This is a genomic window from Comamonas sp. BIGb0152 (assembly GCF_024809975.1).
Taxonomy (GTDB): domain Bacteria; phylum Pseudomonadota; class Gammaproteobacteria; order Burkholderiales; family Burkholderiaceae_C; genus Comamonas.
Window position 1 is genome coordinate 108967 of sequence record NZ_JANUDY010000001.1, and the last position, 19610, is coordinate 128576.

A 19610-nucleotide genomic window follows, 5' to 3' on the forward strand; every position below is an offset into this window, starting at 1 on the left:
CACCCGGCCGGCGAAACGCCGATAATTGCCCCCGTGATCCCGAGCGCCATCGGCAGCATAGCCTTGCGCAACCCCAAACCCACCCACAAGCACGATGACCACCTCCATCCGTCAGCAGGACCTGATCGACTCGATCGCGGGCGCCCTGCAGTACATCAGCTACTACCACACCCCGGATTTCATCCAGCACCTGGCACGGGCCTACGAGCGTGAGCAAAGCCCGGCAGCCAAGGATGCGATGGCCCAGATCCTGACCAACTCCAAGATGAGCGCCACCGGCCAGCGTCCCATCTGCCAGGACACCGGCATCGTCAACGTGTTCCTCAAGGTGGGCATGGACGTGAAGTGGGAAGACTTCACGATGGGCCTGGAAGATGCGATCAACGAAGGCGTGCGCCGTGGCTACAACCACCCCGACAACACCTTGCGCGCCTCGGTGGTGGCCGATCCCCACTTTGCCCGCAAGAACACCAAGGACAACACGCCTGCCGTCATCAATGTGCAGATCGTCCCCGGGGACAAGCTGGACGTGACCGTGGCCGCCAAGGGCGGCGGCTCGGAGAACAAGTCCAAGATGATCATGATGAACCCCAGCGACAGCATTGTGGACTGGGTGCTCAAGACCGTTCCCACGATGGGCGCAGGCTGGTGCCCACCGGGCATGCTGGGCATCGGCATTGGCGGCACCGCTGAAAAGGCTGTGCTGCTGGCCAAGGAAAGCCTGATGGAAGACCTGGACATGTACCAGCTGCAGCAAAAGGCGGCCAGCGGTGCCGAGCTGGACCAGGTGGAAAAGCTGCGCCTGGAGCTGTTTGAGAAGGTCAACGCCCTGGGCATTGGCGCCCAGGGCCTGGGCGGCCTGACCACGGTGCTGGATGTGAAGATCAACATGTACCCCACGCACGCGGCCTCCAAGCCCGTGGCGATGATCCCCAACTGCGCTGCTACCCGCCACGCCCACTTTGTGATGGACGGCTCCGGCCCCGTGTACCTGGACCCGCCATCGCTGGACACCTGGCCCAAGATCGAATGGGCGCCGGACTACAACAAGTCCAAGCGCGTGAACCTGAACACCTTGACCAAGGAAGAAGTCGCCAGCTGGAAGCCGGGCGACACCATCTTGCTCAACGGCAAGATGCTGACCGGCCGCGACGCCGCCCACAAGCGCATCCAGGACATGCTGGCCAAGGGCGAGCCGCTGCCGGTGGATTTCACCAACCGCGTGATCTACTACGTGGGCCCGGTGGACCCTGTGCGTGACGAAGTCGTTGGCCCTGCCGGCCCAACCACCGCCACCCGCATGGACAAGTTCACCGACATGATGCTGTCGCAGACCGGCCTGATCGCGATGATCGGCAAGTCCGAGCGCGGCCCGGTCGCCATCGAGGCCATCAAGAACCACAAATCGGCCTACCTGATGGCCGTCGGCGGCGCTGCCTACCTGGTCTCCAAGGCCATCAAGCATGCCAAGGTGGTGGGTTTTGCCGATCTGGGCATGGAAGCCATCTATGAATTCGACGTGGTCGACATGCCCGTGACCGTGGCCGTGGATGCCGGCGGCACCAGCGCCCACATCACCGGCCCGGCGATCTGGAAGGAAAAGATCGCGACGGGCGAGTTCAAGGGCATCGAAGTCGCAGGCGCTTGATTGCCTGGGCCTTCATCAGCCAACCGCCTTCGGGCGGTTTTTTTGCTGCAGCAAGGCCTGAAAAAGCGCCTTGCTTTACGGTTTCCCCCCTGCAAACATTACTATGGTCTCCCCCCCAGGTACGGCGCATGCTGTATCGTGGAGGCTGAACACCGCTAAGGAACAAAAATATGGCCAAGCCGAATTACCAGTACGAGAAGCGCCAGCGTGAGCTGGAAAAAAAGAAGAAAAAAGCAGAAAAAGCCCAGCGCAAAGCCAACGGACAGCCTGATTCGGACACCCCGGATGGCAACGAGGACGCGACTGAATCGCAGCCAGACGCAAACGCTGCTCCCGCTGACGCCAGCGACGCAGCAGCCGAGCAAGCCAAGCCTGCCGACTGATCAGACGTCCCTCACAGGGCAAAAAATGGGCCGCCAGCATCGCTGCTGCGGCCCATTCGCTTTTTTTAAAGGCTGCTACCCACCGAGCGCCGGCAAGGTATTGAACAGCAGCACCATCAGCAGACCCACGAACGAGACGATGGACTGCACCACGGTGATCGTGCGGGTGGCCTCCCCCATGGTCATGCCAAAGGATTCCTTGACCATCCAGAAGCCCGCATGGTTGGCGTAGTTGAAGAACAAGGAGCCGCAGCCGATCGACAAGGCCAGCAAAGGCAGGTTCAGGCTGGGGTCAGCCGCTGCCAGCGGTGCCAGCAAACCGGCTGCGCCCACGATGCCCACGGTGGCCGATCCGGTCGACACCGACAGCAGCATGGCAATCAGCCAGCCCAGCACCAGCGGCGGAAACGCAAACTGCTGCGTCATGTGCACGATGGCATCACCCACCTTGGCGCTGGTCAGCACCTGCTGGAAGGCGCCGCCGCCGGCAATGATCATGATGATCCCGGCAATTGGCTTGAGGCTGGCGCCCAAGGTATCGCGCAGCTTTTCGGCGTCGCCGCTGCGCAGGTAGACCAAGGTGAAAGCCGCAAACAGCACGCCCAGCAGCATCGCAATCAGCGGATTGCCCAAAAAGCTGGCCACCTGCAGCAGGCCCGAGCCCTTGGGCAAGGCCATCTCGGCCAGCGCATGGGCCAGCATCAGCAGCGCGGGCAGCAAGGCAGACAGCACACCCATCGCAATGCCGGGCTGGTCCTTGCCGGCTTCGGTCTGGGTCTCGGTGAACTGGTCCAGCAGCGCCTGCTCCGGCCGGGTCGTCATGCGCGGGGTGATAAAGGCGCCATACAGCGGCCCGCCCAGCACCATCGCCGGCAAGGCCGCGAGGAAGCCATACAGCATCGTCGGGCCTACCGTGGTTTTCAGGGTGGCAATGGCAGTCAAGGGGCCAGGATGCGGCGGCACCATGCCGTGCATGGCCGCCAACGCGGCAATCACCGGCACGCCCACGTAAACATAGGCGGAGCCCTTGAAGTTCTCGCGGCTTTCCAGCTTGCGCGCCACGCTGAAGATCAGCGGCAGCATCACCACCAGGCCCACTTCGAAAAACATCGGAATCCCGATGATGAAGGCCACCAGGGTCATCGCCCAGGGAATCATCCGGTCAGAGGTATGGCGCAAGATGGCATTGGCCAAGCGCTCAGTGGTGCCCGAATCAGCCAGGATCTTGCCCAGCATGGCGCCCAGCGCAATCACCACGCCCACGGCGCCCAGGGTTTTGCCCGCGCCATTGGTGATGTTCTTGGCAATCTCGCCGGGTGCCATGCCGGTGGCAAAGCCCACGCCGATACAGACGATGAGCAAGGCCAGCAAAGGGTGCAAGCGGATGCGCGAGACAATCAGCGCGACCAGCACCAGCACGCTCACCAGGGCGGTGAGCAGCAATTGGATATCGAAATTTGACATGCGAGAAGAGGTGGATTTGTGACACGCATCCCCGGCCGCCCATCGCAAAGAGGGGCTTGGGCATGCCCCAACCCGCGTATCCTACGCCGATCCGCAGGCCCGGGCTGTAGTCGGGCTTCGCCGCGCCGGGCGCTTGCCCAACCCCCTTGCAGCTGCCCTCAGGGCGCCGTCGCGGCACCTGATTCAAACCAGCGCTTGACCAGATCGCGCTCGTCCGCACTCAGCCCATCGGGGTTGCCAAAGGGCATTTTGCGCAGCAGCACCACCTGCTGGTAGATCTGCTGGGTGTGCTGGGCCACCTCGCCGGGGCTGTCGAGCTTCACATTCTTTTGCGCCAGGCCGGTGGCGCTGTGGCACAGCACGCAATGCTGGGCAAACACCTTGGCCACCTCGCCATAGGGCACGGCGCCGGCGGCGGGCTGGCTGGCGGGAGCGGCCGTGGCCGCCACGGCCGGCTTGGGGCCGGGCCGCAGCCAGGCGATCACACCCAAAATTACCAGTACCCCTATCAGCGCATAAGGCCAGGGGTGCTTGTTGCGGCCGAGCTTGTGGCCATGGCGCAGCACAAAGAACTGGCGAATGGCCGCACCGGCAAACATCATGCCGATCAGCACCAGCCAGTTGTACTTCTGGTTGTAGAGCCAGCCATAGTGGTTGGACAGCATCGCAAACAGCACCGGCAAGGTGAAATAGGTGTTGTGCACACTGCGCTGCTTGCCGCGCTTGCCGTAGATGGGGTCGACCGGGTCGCCGTTCTTCAGCGCCCGCACCACGGTGCGCTGGCCCGGGATGATCCAGAAGAACACGTTGGCGCTCATCGAGGTGGCCAGCATCGCGCCCATCAGCAAGAAGGCTGCCTGGCCCGGAAAAATATGGCAGGCCAGGTAAGCGGCGATGCAGACCAGCACCAGCACCATCGCACCCACAATCGCGTCGCCATGCTTTTTAAAGCCAAAGACGCGGCAGATGCCGTCATACAGCAGCCAGAAGACCGCCAGAAAGCTCAGCGCCGCGAACACCGCCAGCGGCGCGCTCATCGCATTCGGGTCGGCCGGGTTGACCAGGTAGATATTGGCGTTCCACAGGTAAGACACCGTCAACAGCGCAAAGCCGGACAGCCAGGTGGTGTAACTCTCCCAGTAGAACCAGTGCAGGTGGTCCGGCAGCTTGGGCGGGGAGACATTGAACTTCACCGGGTGGTAGAAGCCCCCGCCATGCACGGCCCACAACTCACCGCTGACGCCCTGCTTTTTCAGGTCCTCGTCTTCCGGCGGGGTCAGGCTGCTGTCCAGAAACACAAAGTAGAACGACGAGCCCACCCAGGCAATGGCTGTGATCACATGCAGCCAGCGCAACAACAGGTTCGCCCAATCGAGGATATAGCCTTCCATTGCTCTCATCCTTGGCAGCGTGGGGGCTGCCAGTGCAAGGGAGGGGGTTGTACCCCGCTCTCCTCGTCAAGACACCAGCAGTTGGATGCTGGCGACTTGTTGAACCTGCTCACCACGGCGGGCGATCTGAGCAGCAGACAGGCCGCAATCCACAGCCATCATCGTCATGACCGGGGCACCGCTGCGACCTTTTGTAGACTTAAAGTGTATGCAATTTCTGCCGCCCGTTGGTCGGCAAAAAGCCGCAAGTCCCCTAGATAAAACCCTGATGCAATGCAGCAAAAGCGGAGGCGGCGCCGCTCAGCCTTGCAGGTGTTGCAGCAACTGGGCAGCCACCGCTATCGCAATCACCTCCGGCGCCTTGCCCTGGATGCCGGGCACGCCAATCGGGCAAGTGATGCGGGCAAACTCATCGTCGGCAAAACCCCGTTCGGCCAACCGGTGTGCAAAGCTGGCGCGCTTGGTGGCGCTGCCGATCAGCCCGATCAGGTTCAGATCACCATGGTCGCGCTGGCGCTGCAGGCAGGCCTGGGTGATCCGCAGATCCTGCTGGTGGTCGTGGGTGAGGATGAACACACTGCTGCCTGGGGCCAGATCTGTCACCGCCCTCTCGATGGGGTCGGAATACTCGGCCTGCACATGGGACGGCAGCTCGGGCGGAAACAGCGCCTCGCGGCTGTCCACCCAGGTGATGTGCAAAGGCAGGTTGCTCAGCACCTGCACCAAGGCTGCGCCTACATGCCCTGCCCCGAACACCGCCACCGGGCTGCAATCGGGGGCCAGGCGCTGCGCCAGGGGCTCGCTGTCGGCCTGCGCAATGCGCTGAAAACGCAGCTGCACCGCACCGCCGCAGCACTGACCCAGCCGGGGGCCCAGCGCAAAACGCTCGCTCAAAGGCGCGCCACCGCTGGCCAGCAGCTCGCGTGCCTTGCTGGCCGCCAGCCACTCCAGGTGGCCGCCGCCAATCGTGCCCAACTGGTCCTGGGCAAACACGGCCATCCAGGCACCGGCATCGCGCGGTGCTGATCCCTGTGTAGACTCCACCTGTACCAGACAGGCATCCTGCGTCGCGAGGCGCCCCAACAATTGCTGTAGTACCGGCATGCCTTGTTCCATGATGAAAATACGGCCTGCCGTGCTGCACAGCCGCAATAGACAGATTTGTACCATGAGCGATCGACCACCCACCTCCTTGCTGTCACGCCTTTGGCATACGCTTTTTCGTATACCGCCCAGGGCGCCAGCGCCTGCACCTGCACAGGCATCGGCAAACGCCGCGACCCAGACGCTTGACCGAGATTCAGAGGGTGATATTGCCCTCCGCCACACCGAGTTGCCAGACCGGCGCAGTCCCCTTGCGCGCACCGACGGCGCACAAGAAGAGGCTCCCGGCACGGACGGCAACCCCGCCGATGAAGAGGCCTACCGCAAGCACTGTGCCCAGCACCTGTATGCCCGCTACCCCGAGCGCATCTACCCGGGCATGCTGCCGCCCATGCTCTATGCCATCGGGGTGCTGGAGCTGCTGCTCGATGAAGACGGCCAGATCCAGGAGCTGAACTGGATGCGCGAGCCCGCACAGGCGCAAGAGGTACCAGCCCTGATTGAGGCACTGGTGCGGGCGGCGGCGCCGTTCCCCGCCCCCACGCACCTGGCCGACGGCGAGGTCATGGTCTCTTACACCGATACCTGGCTGTGGGATGCATCCGGCCAGTTCCAGCTGCACACCTTGAGCGAAGGCCAGCGCTGAGGGCCAGCCAAAGCCAGGCGCAAAAAAACCGGCCTGCTGGCCGGTTCCTGTTCAAAGCCCTAAGGCCTTGTCTTATTCCTTGATACGGGTGATCTTCGCACCTTGCAAGGACACGCCAGCTTCCAGGCCGGCATTGTTCAGCACAAAGCTGGTCACAGGGGCTTGGGCCGACGTGGTGTCGACGCTGCCATTGGCGCCTATACGGCCAGCGGCCACGGTGGCATCTGCGCCCACCGACCAGCCATTGCTCTGGCGGAATTTCTCCAGCGCCTCTGTCGTGTTGAACACATAGATGACCGCCTTGGACTGGCCACCGGCCTGCCAGCCAATCGACGCGCCGGTCGTGCTGTAGTAGCTGTCGCTGCGGTTGCCAACGCGCAGCACGCCACGGCCATGCTCCACCCCGATCACAAAGCTGCCGCCAATGACCGACGGGAACACCAGCACACCCTTGGAGCGGGCCACCAGCTCCTTGGAACCCGGCGCCGTCTGGTACAGGCGCTCCAGCGCTGCATTGGTACGCGCATCCACCGACGTCTCATCGGCGCGTGGCGCATTGTTGGTGTCAGGCTTGGTGACCGTGCAGGCCGCCATCGACAGAGCTCCCGCAACCACCGCAGCAGCTACACCCAGGGTGCGCATAGAAAAACGTTGCATACCTACTCCTTTTGATCTGGTGTTATTTCGATCAGGTTTGCCCCGCCATGGATACAGCGGCGCACCTAGGAGCAGATAGTAGCCACACCTGGTGACGCTGGCAGGCCGCAGATACAACTTGCGGCTTCGGCCTACAGTTTTGGCGATGCGTGCTTGAGACAGGTCAAGGCTCGCCACCGCAGCAGGCCAGCGGCCTCAAGACCCCCGATACGTCGAATAGCTCCAAGGACTCACCAGCAGCGGCACGTGGTAGTGCTGGTCGGCATGGGCCACGCCAAAATCCAAATTCACCTGGTTCAGAAAGTTGGGGCTGGGCAGCTCCACGCCCTTGGCGGCAAAGTAGGCCGCCACTTCAAAGCTCAGGCGGTAGGTGCCGGGGCGCAAGGTCGCGTTGTCAAACAAGGGGGTTTGGGTGCGGCCGTCGTGGTTCAGGGTTTCGCGGCGGATCAGGCGCAGCTCGCCGCCGTCGGTGGCGTACAGCGCGATGTCCATGCCCGCAGCGGGGCAGCCGTGCATGGTGTCAAGAACGTGGGTGCTCAGGCCCATAGGTAAATCTCCTGATGATTCTGGGTAAGATCGGACTGGTGATGTGCACTAAAAGTGTATACACTTTTTGTCATTAGGCCTACTATCCTGACATGGAATCCACCTCAACGTCCACCATCGCCCAAGCCCTCACCCGTGCCATCGTCGAGCACCGGTTGCTGCCGGGCACCAAGCTGGCCGAGCAAAAGCTCGCGGACCATTTTGGCGTATCGCGCACCTTGGTGCGGCAGGCGCTGTTTCAGCTGTCGCAAAACCACCTGGTCACCCTGGAGCCCGCACGCGGCGCCTTTGTGTCCACCCCTTCGGTGACCGAAGCACGCCAGGTGTTTGCCGTGCGCAAGATGCTCGAAGCGCAGATGACCCGCAGCTTTGTCGAAACCGTCACACCCAAACAGATCAAGGTCTTGCGCGAGCATGTGCGGCAAGAAGCCGCTGCCGTGCACCGTGCCGATGTCACCGAGCGCACCGAGCTGCTGGGCGACTTCCATGTGCGCATGGCTGAGCTGATGGGCAACGATGTGCTGGCCCAGCTGCTGGGCGATCTGATCTCACGCTGCGCGTTGATCACCCTGATGTACCAGTCGGCCAGCGCCGCCGCCCATTCGCACGAGGAGCACGAAGAGATTGTGCAGGCCCTCGCCCGCAAGGATGCCGAAGGCGCGGTGCAACTGATGATCGCGCACCTGGAGCATGTGGAGCAAGGCCTGCAGTTCGAACGCGAGATTCCCAGCAACGATTTATCCATGGCTCTGTCCTCGATCACGCTATGACCTACGACGCTACCACCCCCTACCCCCGCGACCTGATTGGCTACGGCCGCGATGTGCCCCATGCCCAATGGCCCCAGGGCGCACGCATTGCGGTGCAGTTTGTGCTGAACTACGAGGAAGGCGGCGAAAACCATGTGCTGCATGGCGACCCGGGCAGCGAGCAGTTCCTCTCGGAGATGTTCAACCCGGCCTCCTACCCCGACCGCCACATGAGCATGGATGGCATCTATGAATACGGCTCGCGCGCTGGTGTGTGGCGCCTGCTGCGCGAATTTGAAAAGCGCGGCCTGCCGCTGACGGTGTTTGGCGTGGCCACGGCCTTGCAGCGCCACCGCGAGCTGGCCCAGGCGTTCTCCGATCTGGGCCATGAGGTGGCCTGCCACGGCCTCAAGTGGGTGCATTACCAAAATACGCCTGAAGAGGTCGAGCGCGCCCATATGCAGCAGGCGATGGACATCTTCCACAGCCTCTACGGCAGCCGCAGCACGCACGGCCTAGGTTGGTACACCGGCCGCGACAGCCCCAACACCCACCGCCTGGTGGCCGATTTGGGCGGCTTTGCGTACGACAGCGACTACTACGGCGACGACCTGCCCTTCTGGATGAAGGTGGGCAAAAGCGATGGCACGGCTGCCCACCAGCTGATCCTGCCCTATACCTTGGACTGCAACGACATGCGCTTTGCGCTGCCCCAGGGCTACTCGCACGCCGATCCCTTCTTCCAGTACTTGAAGGACAGCTTTGATGTGCTGTATGCCGAAGGCGACCCGGCCGGCGAGAACCGCCCCAAGATGATGAGCATCGGCATGCACTGCCGCTTGCTGGGCCGCCCGGGCCGCATCACCGCCCTGCAGCGCTTTTTGGACCATATCCAACAGCACCAGAACGTCTGGGTCTGCAAGCGCATCGATATTGCCCGCCACTGGGCCCAGCACTTTCCCGCCCCCACGCTTTGAAAGATGACACAGCGCCACGCCGGAGCGAAGAGAAGCGCTAGCACTCCATCCATTCGATAGGAAACACCATGGCCCTGACCCTGGAACAACTCAACCAAGCCACGCCCGATGCGGCGCTGGCCATGCTCGATGGGCTGTACGAGCATTCGCCCTGGATTGCCCAGGCCGCGCTGGCCCAGCGGCCTTTTGCCTCGCTCGCCCAGCTCAAGCACGCGATGGTGCGCGTGCTGGCCCAGGCCCCGGTCGATGCCCAGCTGGCCTTGATCCGCGCCCACCCCGAGCTGGCGGGCAAGGCCATGGTGGCCAACACCTTGACAGCAGAATCCGCCCTGGAGCAAAACCGCGCCGGCCTGACCCAGTGCACGCCTGAGGAGTTTGCGCAGATCCAGCAGCTCAATGCGGACTACAACGCACGCTTTGGCTTCCCCTTCATCCTGGCGGTGCGCGGGCCACGCGGTGTTGGCTTGCTCAAGCAGGACATCATCGCCACCTTTGCAAGGCGCCTCAACCACCACCCGGATTTTGAGCGCAACGAGGCCCTGCGCAATATCCACCGCATTGCCGAGATACGCCTGAACGACAAGTTTGGCTACGAGCCGGTACTGGGCAATGACGTCTGGGACTGGCAGGAACGCCTGGCCCAGCACAGCGACGAGGGCTTTGCCGAAAAAGGCCAGCTCACCGTCACCTACCTGACCGATGCCCACCGCGCCTGCGCCCAACGCATCAGCCACTGGATGCGCGACAGTGGATTTGACGAAGTCGAGATCGATGCGGTCGGCAACGTGGTGGGCCGCTACCGCCCCGCGCAAGAAGGCGGCAAGTACCTGCTCACCGGCAGCCATTACGACACCGTGCGCAACGGCGGCAAGTACGACGGGCGCCTGGGTATCTTTGTGCCGATGGCCTGCGTGCGCGAGCTGCACCGCGCCGGCAAGCGCATGCCCTTTGGCATCGAAGTGGTGGCCTTTGCCGAAGAAGAAGGCCAGCGCTACAAGGCCACCTTCCTGGGCTCGGGCGCGCTGATCGGCCACTTCAACCCCCAGTGGCTGGACCAGGCCGATGCCGCCGGCATCACCATGCGCGAGGCCATGCAACATGCCGGCCTGTGCATTGACGACATCCCCAAGATCCAGCGCGATCCCTCGCAGTACCTGGGCTTTATCGAGGTGCACATCGAGCAAGGCCCGGTGCTGACCGAGCTGGATATTCCGTTGGGCATCGTCACCTCCATCAACGGCAGCTCGCGCTATGTCTGCGAAATGCTTGGCATGGCCAGCCATGCCGGCACCACGCCCATGGACCGCCGCCGCGACGCCGCCTGCGGCGTGGCCGAGCTAATGCTGTATGCCGAGCAGCGCGCCGCGCAAGATGGCGATTCGGTCGCCACCGTTGGCATGCTCGAAGTGCCCAGCGGATCGATCAACGTCGTGCCCGGTCAGTGCAAGTTCAGCATCGACATGCGCGCCCCCACCGATCCGCAGCGCGACGCGCTGGTGCGCGATGTGATGGCCCAGCTCGAAGCCATCGCGCAAAAACGCGGGCTGCGCTACCGCGCTGAGCAAACCATGCAAGCCGCAGCCGCGCCCAGCGCGCCCGCCTGGCAGCAGCGCTGGGAGAAGGCGGTGGCCGCCCAAGGCCTGCCGCTGTTCCGCATGCCCAGTGGCGCCGGCCACGATGCGATGAAGCTGCACGAGATCATGCCCCAGGCCATGCTCTTTGTGCGCGGCCTCAACAGCGGCATCAGCCACAACCCTTTGGAGTCATCCACCGCCGATGACATGCAGCTGGCGATAGACAGCTTCAGCCACGTCCTTCAACAATTAGAAAACGAAACCGTATGACCACGAACAACGCCACCTACGCCGCCCTGGACCAGTGGATCGACCAGCACTTTGACGAGCAGGTGCAGTTCTTCCAGAAGCTGGTGCAAGTGCCTACCGACACCCCGCCTGGCGACAACACCCCCCACGCCGAGCGCACCGCCGAGCTGCTGCAGGCCATGGGTTACACCGCCGAAAAGCATGTGGTGCCCCAAGCCGATGTCGAAGCCTATGGCATGACCTCGATCACCAACCTGATCGTGCGCCGCCCCTTTGGCGCGGCCGGCTCGGGCCGCACCATCGCCCTCAACGCCCATGGCGATGTGGTGCCGCCCGGCGAAGGCTGGACGCATGACCCCTATGGCGCCCGCATTGTGGATGGCAAGCTCTACGGCCGCGCCGCTGCGGTGAGCAAGTGCGATTTCTCCACCTTCACCTACGCCTTGCGCGCACTGGAGGCCGTGGCCAAGCCCAGCCAGGGCGCGGTGGAGCTGCACTTTACCTACGACGAAGAGTTTGGCGGCCTGCTGGGCCCCGGTTGGTTGCTGGAAAAAGGCCTGACCAAGCCCGATCTGATGGTGGCCGCCGGCTTCAGCTACGAAGTGGTGGTGGCCCACAACGGCTGCCTGCAGATGGAGATCACCGTACACGGCAAGATGGCCCATGCCGCCGTTCCGCACACCGGCGTGGATGCGCTGCAGGCCGCCGTGGCCATCATGAACGACCTGTATGCGGAAAACACCACCTACCAAAAGGTCAGCTCCCAGGTCGCGGGCATCAAGCACCCCTACCTGAACATTGGCCGCATCGAGGGCGGCACCAACACCAATGTGATCCCCGGCAAGGTCATGCTCAAGATCGACCGCCGCATGATCCCCGAGGAGAACCCGGTCGCCGTGGAGGCCCATATCCGCCAGGTCATCGCCAACGCGATGGAGCGCTTCAACACCGAGCGCGGCTACCGCGGTGATGATGCCGTGCGCGTGGACATCAAGCGCCTGCTGCTGGCCAATGCCATGACACCACTGGCTGGCAACCAGCCACTGGTCGATGCGATCCAGACCCATGGCGAGGCCGTGTTTGGTGAGAAGCCCCCTGCTGTTGGCACACCGCTGTACACCGACGTGCGCCTGTATGTGGAGCGCGGCATTCCCGGCGTGATCTATGGCGCCGGCCCGCGCACCGTGCTGGAAAGCCATGCCAAGCGCGCCGACGAGCGCCTCGATCTGGAAGACCTGCGCCGCGCCACCAAGGTCATCGCCCGCTCACTGGTCGATCTGTTGGCCTGAGCCAACGCAGGCGGGCCCTAAGGCCCGCTAAAACATCCCCTTACCAACCGCCCCCAAGCCCGCCGCTTGGGGGCGGTTTTCTTGGTGTGCACCAGCATGCCAGCGGGCAAATCCCAGCCATCTGGGCCAGCGCTTGAGGGTAATCAGGGGGTGGCCGCCAGCCATCATTTGTATACACTTTTTGTATGGATTTTTAAGGCTTACCTCTACCAATCAAGTTCCCCCGATGAGGAGTGAAGACATGCAAACGGATAAACACCCGGTCGATCAAATGCTGCCGCTGGGGCGGCTCACCACCTTGGGCTTGCAGCATGTGCTGGTCATGTACGCGGGGGCCGTGGCCGTGCCTCTGATCGTGGGCCGCGCGCTCAATCTCGATTCGCACCAGATTGCCAAGCTGATATCGGCCGATCTGTTTGTCTGCGGCCTGGTCACCCTGATCCAGGCCTGGGGAGCCACGCGCTGGTTTGGCATCAAGCTGCCGGTGATGATGGGTGTGACCTTTGCCAGCGTGGCACCGATGATCTCGATGGCGCAGACCACCGGCGGCGTCTATGGCGCAGGGCTCATCTTTGGCTCGGTCATCGGGGCGGGGGTCATCTCGATACTCATCTCACCCCTTGTCAGCCGCATGCTGAGGTTTTTCCCGCCGGTCGTCACCGGCACCATCATCACCGTCATCGGCATCAGCCTGATGCGCGTGGGCATCAACTGGATCTTTGGCAACCCGGTCGGGCCCACAGCGCCTTCCGTGCCCAACCCCGAGCACGTCAAATGGCTGCAAAACGCCCAGGTGGCGGCGGGCGCCCCAGGTTCAGCCTTGCCGCCCATTCCGCATGGCCTGGCCATTCTGCCCTCCGTCCCCAACCCGCGCTATGGCGATCTGAGCGGCGTTGGCATCTCGGCCCTGGTGCTGGTTTCCATCTTGCTGATCACCAAGTTTGCCAAGGGCTTTTTTGCCAATATCGCGGTGCTGGCAGGCATTGTCATTGGCGCCGTGGTTGCCACGGCCATGGGGCTGATGACCTACGAGAAAGTGGCGCATGCCGAGTGGTTCGACTTTGTCATGCCGTTCGAGATCGCCACGCCGGTGTTCGACCCCATCCTGATCCTGACCATGACCTTGGTGATGATCGTCGTGATGATCGAATCGGTGGGCATGTTCCTGGCGCTGGGCGACATGACCAACAAGGAGGTCACCCCGGCAGACCTGACCCGGGGCCTGCGCACTGATGGCCTGGGCACCTTGCTGGGCGGCATCTTCAACACCTTCCCCTACACCAGCTTCTCGCAAAACGTGGGCCTGGTGGCCGTCACCGGCATCCAAAGCCGCTTTGTCTGCGTGGCTGGTGGCTTCATCCTGATCATTTTGGGCGTGCTGCCCAAGCTGGGCGCCTTGGTCGAATCCCTGCCCACGATGGTGCTGGGCGGCGCAGGTCTGGTCATGTTCGGCATGGTGGCTGCTACCGGCATCCGCATCCTGTCCAATGTAGATTTTCGCCATAACCGCTACAACGCCATGATCGTCGCCGTGTCCATCGGCTTTGGCATGATCCCGCTGATTGCGCCGCAGTTCCGCCAATGGATGCCCCATGCCATCCACCCGCTGATCGAATCGGGCATCCTGCTGGCGTCGATCAGCGCCGTCGCTTTGAACCTGTTTTTCAACGGCGCCAAACTCGACCAGGCCCAGATCATCAAGGCTGCGCAGCAAGCAGATGCCCACTGACAAGATTGCTGCGGTGCAGCATCGAAACTTAGGCCCACTGCCCCATAGGGATGGGCCTGCGCCTTTATCATCCGCTTGGTACACACTGGATTGACTCACTCTTATGGCACAACAACTGTCCGCCGCCGAACAGGCACTGCGCGAAGCCGCACTCGAATACCATCGCAGCCCCAGCAAGGGCAAGATCTCCGTCACCCCCACCAAGCCGCTGTCCAACCAGCGTGACCTGTCGCTGGCCTATTCGCCAGGCGTGGCCTACCCTTGTCTGGACATCGAAGCCGATCCCAGCCTGGCAGCGGACTACACCTCGCGCGGCAACCTGGTCGGTGTGATCACCAACGGCACCGCCGTGCTGGGCCTGGGCGATATCGGCCCGCTGGCCAGCAAGCCGGTGATGGAAGGCAAGGGCTGCTTGTTCAAGAAGTTCGCCGGCGTCGATGTGTTCGACATCGAACTGGCCGAGCGCGATCCCGACAAGCTGATCGACATCATCGCCAGCCTCGAACCCACCCTGGGCGGCATCAACCTCGAAGACATCAAGGCACCCGAGTGCTTCTACATCGAGCAAGAGCTGTCCAAGCGCATGAACATTCCGGTGTTCCATGACGACCAGCACGGCACGGCCATCATCTCCAGCGCCGCACTGCTCAACGGCCTGGAGCTGGTGGACAAGCAAATCGGCAACGTCAAGATCGCCGTCTCCGGCGCGGGCGCTGCCGCCATTGCCTGCGTCGACGTGATGGTAGGCCTGGGCGTCAAGCGCGAGAACATCTTCATGGTGGACTCCAAGGGCGTGATCTACGAAGGCCGCCCCGGCAACCTGGATGTGTCCAAGGCCCGCTACGCGCAAAAGACCGAAGCCCGTACCCTCGCCGACGTGGTCAACGGCGCTGACGTGTTCCTGGGCTGCTCCGCCCCTGGCGTGCTGACCGCCGACATGGTCAAGACCATGGCCGACAAGCCGATCATCCTGGCACTGGCCAACCCCGAGCCAGAAATCCGCCCTGAGCTGGCCAAGGCCGTTCGCCCGGATTGCATCATCGCCACCGGCCGTTCGGACTACCCGAACCAGGTCAACAACGTGCTGTGCTTCCCCTACATCTTCCGTGGCGCGCTTGACTGCGGCGCCAGCAAGATCACCGAAGCCATGAAGCTCGCCTGCGTGCGCGAAATCGCAGCCCTGGCCAAGCAAGACGTGAGCGACGAAGTGGCAGCCGCCTACCAGGGCAAGGAGCTCAAGTTCGGCCCCGACTACCTGATCCCCACCCCGTTCGACACCCGCCTGATCCTGCGCATTGCGCCCGCCGTGGCCAAGGCCGCGCAAGAGTCCGGCGTGGCAGCCCGCCCGATCGAGGACATCGAAGCCTACCGTGAGAACCTCACCCGCTTCGTCTACCAAACCAGCATGTTCATGCGCCCGGTCTTTGCAGCAGCCAAGGCCAACGTGCAACGCGTGGCCTACGCCGAAGGCGAAGACGACCGCGTGCTGCGCGCCGTGCAAGTGGCCGTCGACGACGGCCTGGCCAAGCCCATCCTGATCGGCCGCCCCGCCGTCATCGAAGCGCGCATTGCCAAGGCCGGCCTGCGCCTGCAACTGGGCAAGGATGTGGACATCGTCAACCCCGAGGATGACCCGCGCTTCCGCCAGTACTGGGAGGCTTACCACCAGCTGATGGGCCGCAATGGCGTGACCCCCGAGGTAGCCAAGTCTGCCGTGCGCCGCTCCAACACCGTGATCGCCGCACTGATGGTGCACCTGGGCGATGCCGATGCCATGCTCTGCGGCGTGATGGGCCGCTTTGACAGGCACCTGGGCCATATCGAAGACGTCCTGGGCCACAAGTCCGACGCCAACCGCCTGGCCACCGTGAACGCGCTGATGCTGGAAAACCGCACCCTGTTCATCGCCGACACCTACATCAACGAAGACCCCACCGCCGAAGAGCTGGCCCAGATCGCCAAGCTTGCCGCGCAAGAGGTGCAGCGCTTTGGCCTGCCCCCCAAGGTGGCCTTCCTGTCGCACAGCAACTACGGCTCGTCGCTGCGCAAGTCGGCGCTCAAGATGCGCGCTGCCCGCGACCTGTTCGCCGCTGCCAACCCCGACATCGAATGCGATGGCGAAATGCATGGCGACGCTGCCCTGGACGAGAACGTGCGCGAGCGCACCTTGATCGAGTCAAGCCTGACCGGTGAAGCCAATGTGCTGATCTGCCCCAACCTGGACGCCGCGAACATTCTGTTCAATGTGCTCAAGACCACGGCAGCGCATGGCACCACCATCGGCCCCATCCTGCTGGGCAGCGAGGCACCCGCCCATGTGCTGACCCCCTCGTCCACCGTGCGCCGCGTGGTCAACATGACGGCCCTGGTTGCTGCACAAGCGCAAGCACGCAAGGAAGGCAAGTAAGCGCTGGCGCGGCCCAGGCCGCGCCTTTGCTTGCGCTGCACACCTGCTGCACAACCCACAAAAAGATAGCCCCAGGCACAGCGCCTGGGGCTTTTTTACGTCTGCCATCTGGGTTGCATGCGGGTCTTCAACCAGCCCGCTGCGCCGCTCAGCCCGCCCCCGTCACCAGGCGGTCGAACAGCTGCGCATCGCCCATCTGCCCGCCTTTGAGCATCAGCTCCAACCCATCGATGCGCGGGTCATCGCTGCGCGCCACGCTCAAGGTCACCCCGGGCGCCAAGGTGCTGTGGAACGCCAGCCCCCACAGCCCCAGCGCCTGCGTCGCCAGGCTGGAGGTATCGCCGCCCGCAATCCCCAGGCGCCGCAAGGGCTGGCCCTGTGCAGCGGCCAGGCGCAAGGTCTCTGCCACCAGTTGCGCACTGCGTTGTGCCACCGCTGCGGTGGTCGCAGCGTTTAGGGTTTGATCGGGTCGGCTGGTGTGCGCCAGCATAGGGCGCCCTTGCAGCAGCCCATGGGCCAGCATCGCAGCGCAGGCTGGCAGATAGCCCTGCTCCGCCAACAGCCGCCCCACATCCACCTCGTGCTTGTCATAGTGCTGGCAGGCGGCAATCTGTTGGCTGGATACGGGCGACAGGCTGCCGACAAACACCAACACGGGGCCTTGCGCGGGTGCCAGCAGGCGAGCCACTGGCGCATCGCCCAACAAGCCCAGTTGGCGCCAGCCGGCCAGCAGGCACTGCTCCACACCACTCGGCCCCACGGCCAGCAACGGCGACTGCTGCGCATGCGCCCACAGCAGCGCGCCAATTTGGGGCAGTTGGGCTTCGTGCACCAGGTCGACCAGCCAGGCATCCGGCGAAGGGCGTTCTCCCTCTCGCGCTTCTTGTGCCTGCATCCAACGCTGCAGCACATCCGTATCGCCACCCGCCAGCTCCAGCTGCCGGGTGCTCAGCAACCGTATATCGGCCAGCCCCTGCTTGGCCAGGTGCAGGCGCAAATCGGCCTCGTCCATGGGGGTGACGGGGTGCTGCCGCATCGTGGGATGGCGGTCAATGCGCTGCACCGCGCCCCCCGGCCCGGCCTGCGCAAACAGATTGCCAAAGGCGCAAAAGCGGCCGATATTGGGCTGCCCGCCAACGATGAACGCAGGCGAAGCCGCTGCCACCTTGCGCAGCGCCGCCACGGCCGCACCAATGCTGCCCACATGCGGGGCACTGTCAAAGGTGGAGCAGCATTTGTAGTGCAACACGGGCGCGCCGCTGGCGGCCATAAACTGCGCCACCGGCGCCAGCGCTGCGGCCATTGCAGCGGGCGGCAGGCTGCGGGCTGCACCGGCAATGCCGATGGCCTGCAAGGGCCCGGCTTTGGCGAGCTGCGCCTCAGTCGGCACCTCCAGAAAAAGCAGAGAACGCAGGCCCGCCTGCGCCACCGTGGCCAAGGTGTCGGTCGCACCGGTAAAGTCATCGCCATACCAGACGACGGCGGGCTGGCCGCGCAGCAAGGTATCCAGCATGCCGGCTATCCGCGCTTGCCAAAAAACTGCAGCGCCCGGGCCAGCTCCGGCGCATGCCAGGCATAGTCCTCCAGGCTGCTGCCTTCGCTAACGGCGGCCCAGGCCTGGCGAATGCTCACGACACCGGCAGCGGGGCCATCCGGGTGCGCCAAAATGCCGCCGCCCGACATGAACAGCAGGTCATCGCTTTGCAGCGCCGCCCAGGTGGCCGGCACCGTGCCCGCCCACTGGCCCGATGAGAACGCGGGCAGCACGCGGTCATCCTGCGCGGCCGACAGGCGACGCTGGCAATCCTGCGCGGATTCCACCACTTCGGCATCGGGCTGCGCAAACTTGCCCTGCAAACCATGCACATGCACATGGTCCACGCCGGCCAGGCGCCACAAGCTCTGGTAGGCCTGGTAGCCCATGCCCAGCATCGGGTCGCGCGACAGTGCGCCATAGCCATTGCGGTGGGCATGCAGCGCCAAAGGCGTGTGGCGCCGCAAGCTCTGGATGCCCGACAGTCCGCACCAGTTGATGCTGGCCATCACGCAGCTGCCGCCCTCCTTTTGCACCAGGTCGGCATGGCGCAGCATGGCACTGGTTTCGTCCGTGATATTGAAGGCCACCATTACCCATTTGCCGGTGCGCTCGCGGTGCTCGCGGATCACGCGCATCACCGCAGGAATGCGCTCCTGCAGCGGTGCATGTGCCGGGTTGGCCGATACCTCATCGTCCTTGATAAAGTCCACACCGGCATCACAGAGCTGCCGCACCAGGTCGGCCGTCTGCTGGGCCGACAGCCCCACATTGGGCTTGATGATGGTGCCCACCATCGCGCCCTCGCTGGCACCAATGCTGCGCCTGGTGCCGGCCACACCCATGGTCGGCAGATCGAACTGGTCGCGGTAGTCCGGCGGCAAGTCCAGGCTCTCCAGCCGCAGGCCCGATACCTCCCCCAGGTCATACAGATTGCCGCTGACCGTGGCGGCCAAGGTGGGCAGGTTGGGCCCCACATTGGCGATAGGGAAGGCAATGCGCACACGGGCACGCTGCCAGTTAGCGCCCTCGCCATAGCCTTGGCGCGCCAGCCAGGCATTGGGCAGGCTGGGGCGCTGCACGCTGCCCAGCGGCTGCACCTGCAGCACCTGGGCACGGGCACGTGCCCGCAGGTCATCGGTCTCGCCGGCCACGCGGGTAAAGGTGCCGCAGGATTGCTCACCGGCCATCACCTCGGCAACGGCCTCGGGCGCCAGCGGCGTCTCGATCAGGTAGCTGGCTTCAAAATGGGTAGATTTCATC

The 19610-nt window shown here is 63.9% G+C and carries 16 protein-coding genes; 9 read left to right on the forward strand and 7 right to left on the reverse strand.

The annotated features are described in order from the left end of the window. Nucleotides 1–94: 94 nt before the first annotated feature. The gene (locus M2375_RS00525; RefSeq protein WP_259163272.1) at nt 95–1648 is read left to right on the forward strand and encodes a fumarate hydratase; all 1554 of its coding nucleotides are present in this window, start codon (nt 95–97) and stop codon (nt 1646–1648) included. A 170-nt stretch (nt 1649–1818) separates the two neighbouring features. Beyond that, a complete protein-coding gene (locus M2375_RS00530) occupies nt 1819–2031 on the forward strand; it encodes a hypothetical protein (RefSeq protein WP_259163276.1) in 213 nt (70 codons plus the stop codon). Nucleotides 2032–2106: 75 nt separating this feature from the next. Here the strand turns inward: M2375_RS00530 and M2375_RS00535 are convergent, their stop codons facing one another. The 3 genes from M2375_RS00535 to xdhC all read right to left on the reverse strand — a co-directional run bounded on the left by M2375_RS00535 (nt 2107) and on the right by xdhC (nt 5990). Continuing rightward, entirely contained in the window at nt 2107–3495 is a 1389-nt protein-coding gene (locus M2375_RS00535) for a GntP family permease (RefSeq protein ID WP_259163278.1), read from the reverse strand. Between the two features lie 158 nt (nt 3496–3653). Beyond that, nucleotides 3654–4886, reverse strand: a complete 1233-nt coding sequence (locus M2375_RS00540; RefSeq protein WP_259163280.1) for a urate hydroxylase PuuD — start codon at nt 4884–4886, stop codon at nt 3654–3656. 300 nt (nt 4887–5186) lie between these two features. Next, entirely contained in the window at nt 5187–5990 is an 804-nt protein-coding gene (gene xdhC, locus M2375_RS00545; RefSeq protein WP_259163282.1) for a xanthine dehydrogenase accessory protein XdhC, read from the reverse strand. Nucleotides 5991–6054: 64 nt separating this feature from the next. On the opposite strand from xdhC, the gene M2375_RS00550 reads away from it, so the two are divergent. Further along, entirely contained in the window at nt 6055–6636 is a 582-nt protein-coding gene (locus M2375_RS00550; RefSeq protein WP_259163283.1) for a hypothetical protein, read from the forward strand. A gap of 72 nt (nt 6637–6708) precedes the next feature. Here M2375_RS00550 and M2375_RS00555 read toward each other — a convergent pair whose 3' ends face one another. Both M2375_RS00555 and uraH read right to left on the reverse strand, forming a co-directional pair. After that, nucleotides 6709–7293: a YSC84-related protein gene (locus M2375_RS00555; protein WP_259163284.1), complete on the reverse strand. Its 585-nt coding sequence runs from the start codon at nt 7291–7293 to the stop codon at nt 6709–6711. 195 nt (nt 7294–7488) lie between these two features. Beyond that, on the reverse strand, nt 7489–7839 hold the full coding sequence (gene uraH, locus M2375_RS00560; protein WP_133854778.1) for a hydroxyisourate hydrolase: 351 nt from the start codon (nt 7837–7839) through the stop codon (nt 7489–7491). Between the two features lie 92 nt (nt 7840–7931). On the opposite strand from uraH, the gene M2375_RS00565 reads away from it, so the two are divergent. The 6 genes from M2375_RS00565 (at nt 7932) to M2375_RS00590 (ending at nt 16813) form a co-directional block, all read left to right on the forward strand. Then, nucleotides 7932–8609, forward strand: a complete 678-nt coding sequence (locus M2375_RS00565) for a GntR family transcriptional regulator (protein WP_021027041.1) — start codon at nt 7932–7934, stop codon at nt 8607–8609. Continuing rightward, entirely contained in the window at nt 8606–9565 is a 960-nt protein-coding gene (gene puuE / locus M2375_RS00570) for an allantoinase PuuE (RefSeq protein ID WP_259163285.1), read from the forward strand. Before M2375_RS00565 ends, puuE begins: the two co-directional genes overlap by 4 nt. Nucleotides 9566–9633: 68 nt before the next feature. Further along, a complete protein-coding gene (gene uraD, locus M2375_RS00575) occupies nt 9634–11409 on the forward strand; it encodes a 2-oxo-4-hydroxy-4-carboxy-5-ureidoimidazoline decarboxylase (RefSeq protein ID WP_259163286.1) in 1776 nt (591 codons plus the stop codon). Further along, the gene (locus M2375_RS00580; RefSeq protein ID WP_259163288.1) at nt 11406–12677 is read left to right on the forward strand and encodes a M20/M25/M40 family metallo-hydrolase; all 1272 of its coding nucleotides are present in this window, start codon (nt 11406–11408) and stop codon (nt 12675–12677) included. Before uraD ends, M2375_RS00580 begins: the two co-directional genes overlap by 4 nt. 241 nt (nt 12678–12918) lie before the next feature. Further along, on the forward strand, nt 12919–14406 hold the full coding sequence (locus M2375_RS00585) for a nucleobase:cation symporter-2 family protein (protein WP_259163289.1): 1488 nt from the start codon (nt 12919–12921) through the stop codon (nt 14404–14406). Between the two features lie 103 nt (nt 14407–14509). Further along, on the forward strand, nt 14510–16813 hold the full coding sequence (locus tag M2375_RS00590; protein ID WP_259163292.1) for an NADP-dependent malic enzyme: 2304 nt from the start codon (nt 14510–14512) through the stop codon (nt 16811–16813). Nucleotides 16814–16961: 148 nt separating this feature from the next. Here the strand turns inward: M2375_RS00590 and M2375_RS00595 are convergent, their stop codons facing one another. Further along, the gene (locus tag M2375_RS00595) at nt 16962–18326 is read right to left on the reverse strand and encodes a four-carbon acid sugar kinase family protein (protein WP_259163294.1); all 1365 of its coding nucleotides are present in this window, start codon (nt 18324–18326) and stop codon (nt 16962–16964) included. A gap of 5 nt (nt 18327–18331) precedes the next feature. Next, a complete protein-coding gene (locus tag M2375_RS00600) occupies nt 18332–19609 on the reverse strand; it encodes a ribulose-bisphosphate carboxylase large subunit family protein (RefSeq protein WP_259163297.1) in 1278 nt (425 codons plus the stop codon). Between the last annotated feature and the right edge of the window lies 1 nt (nt 19610).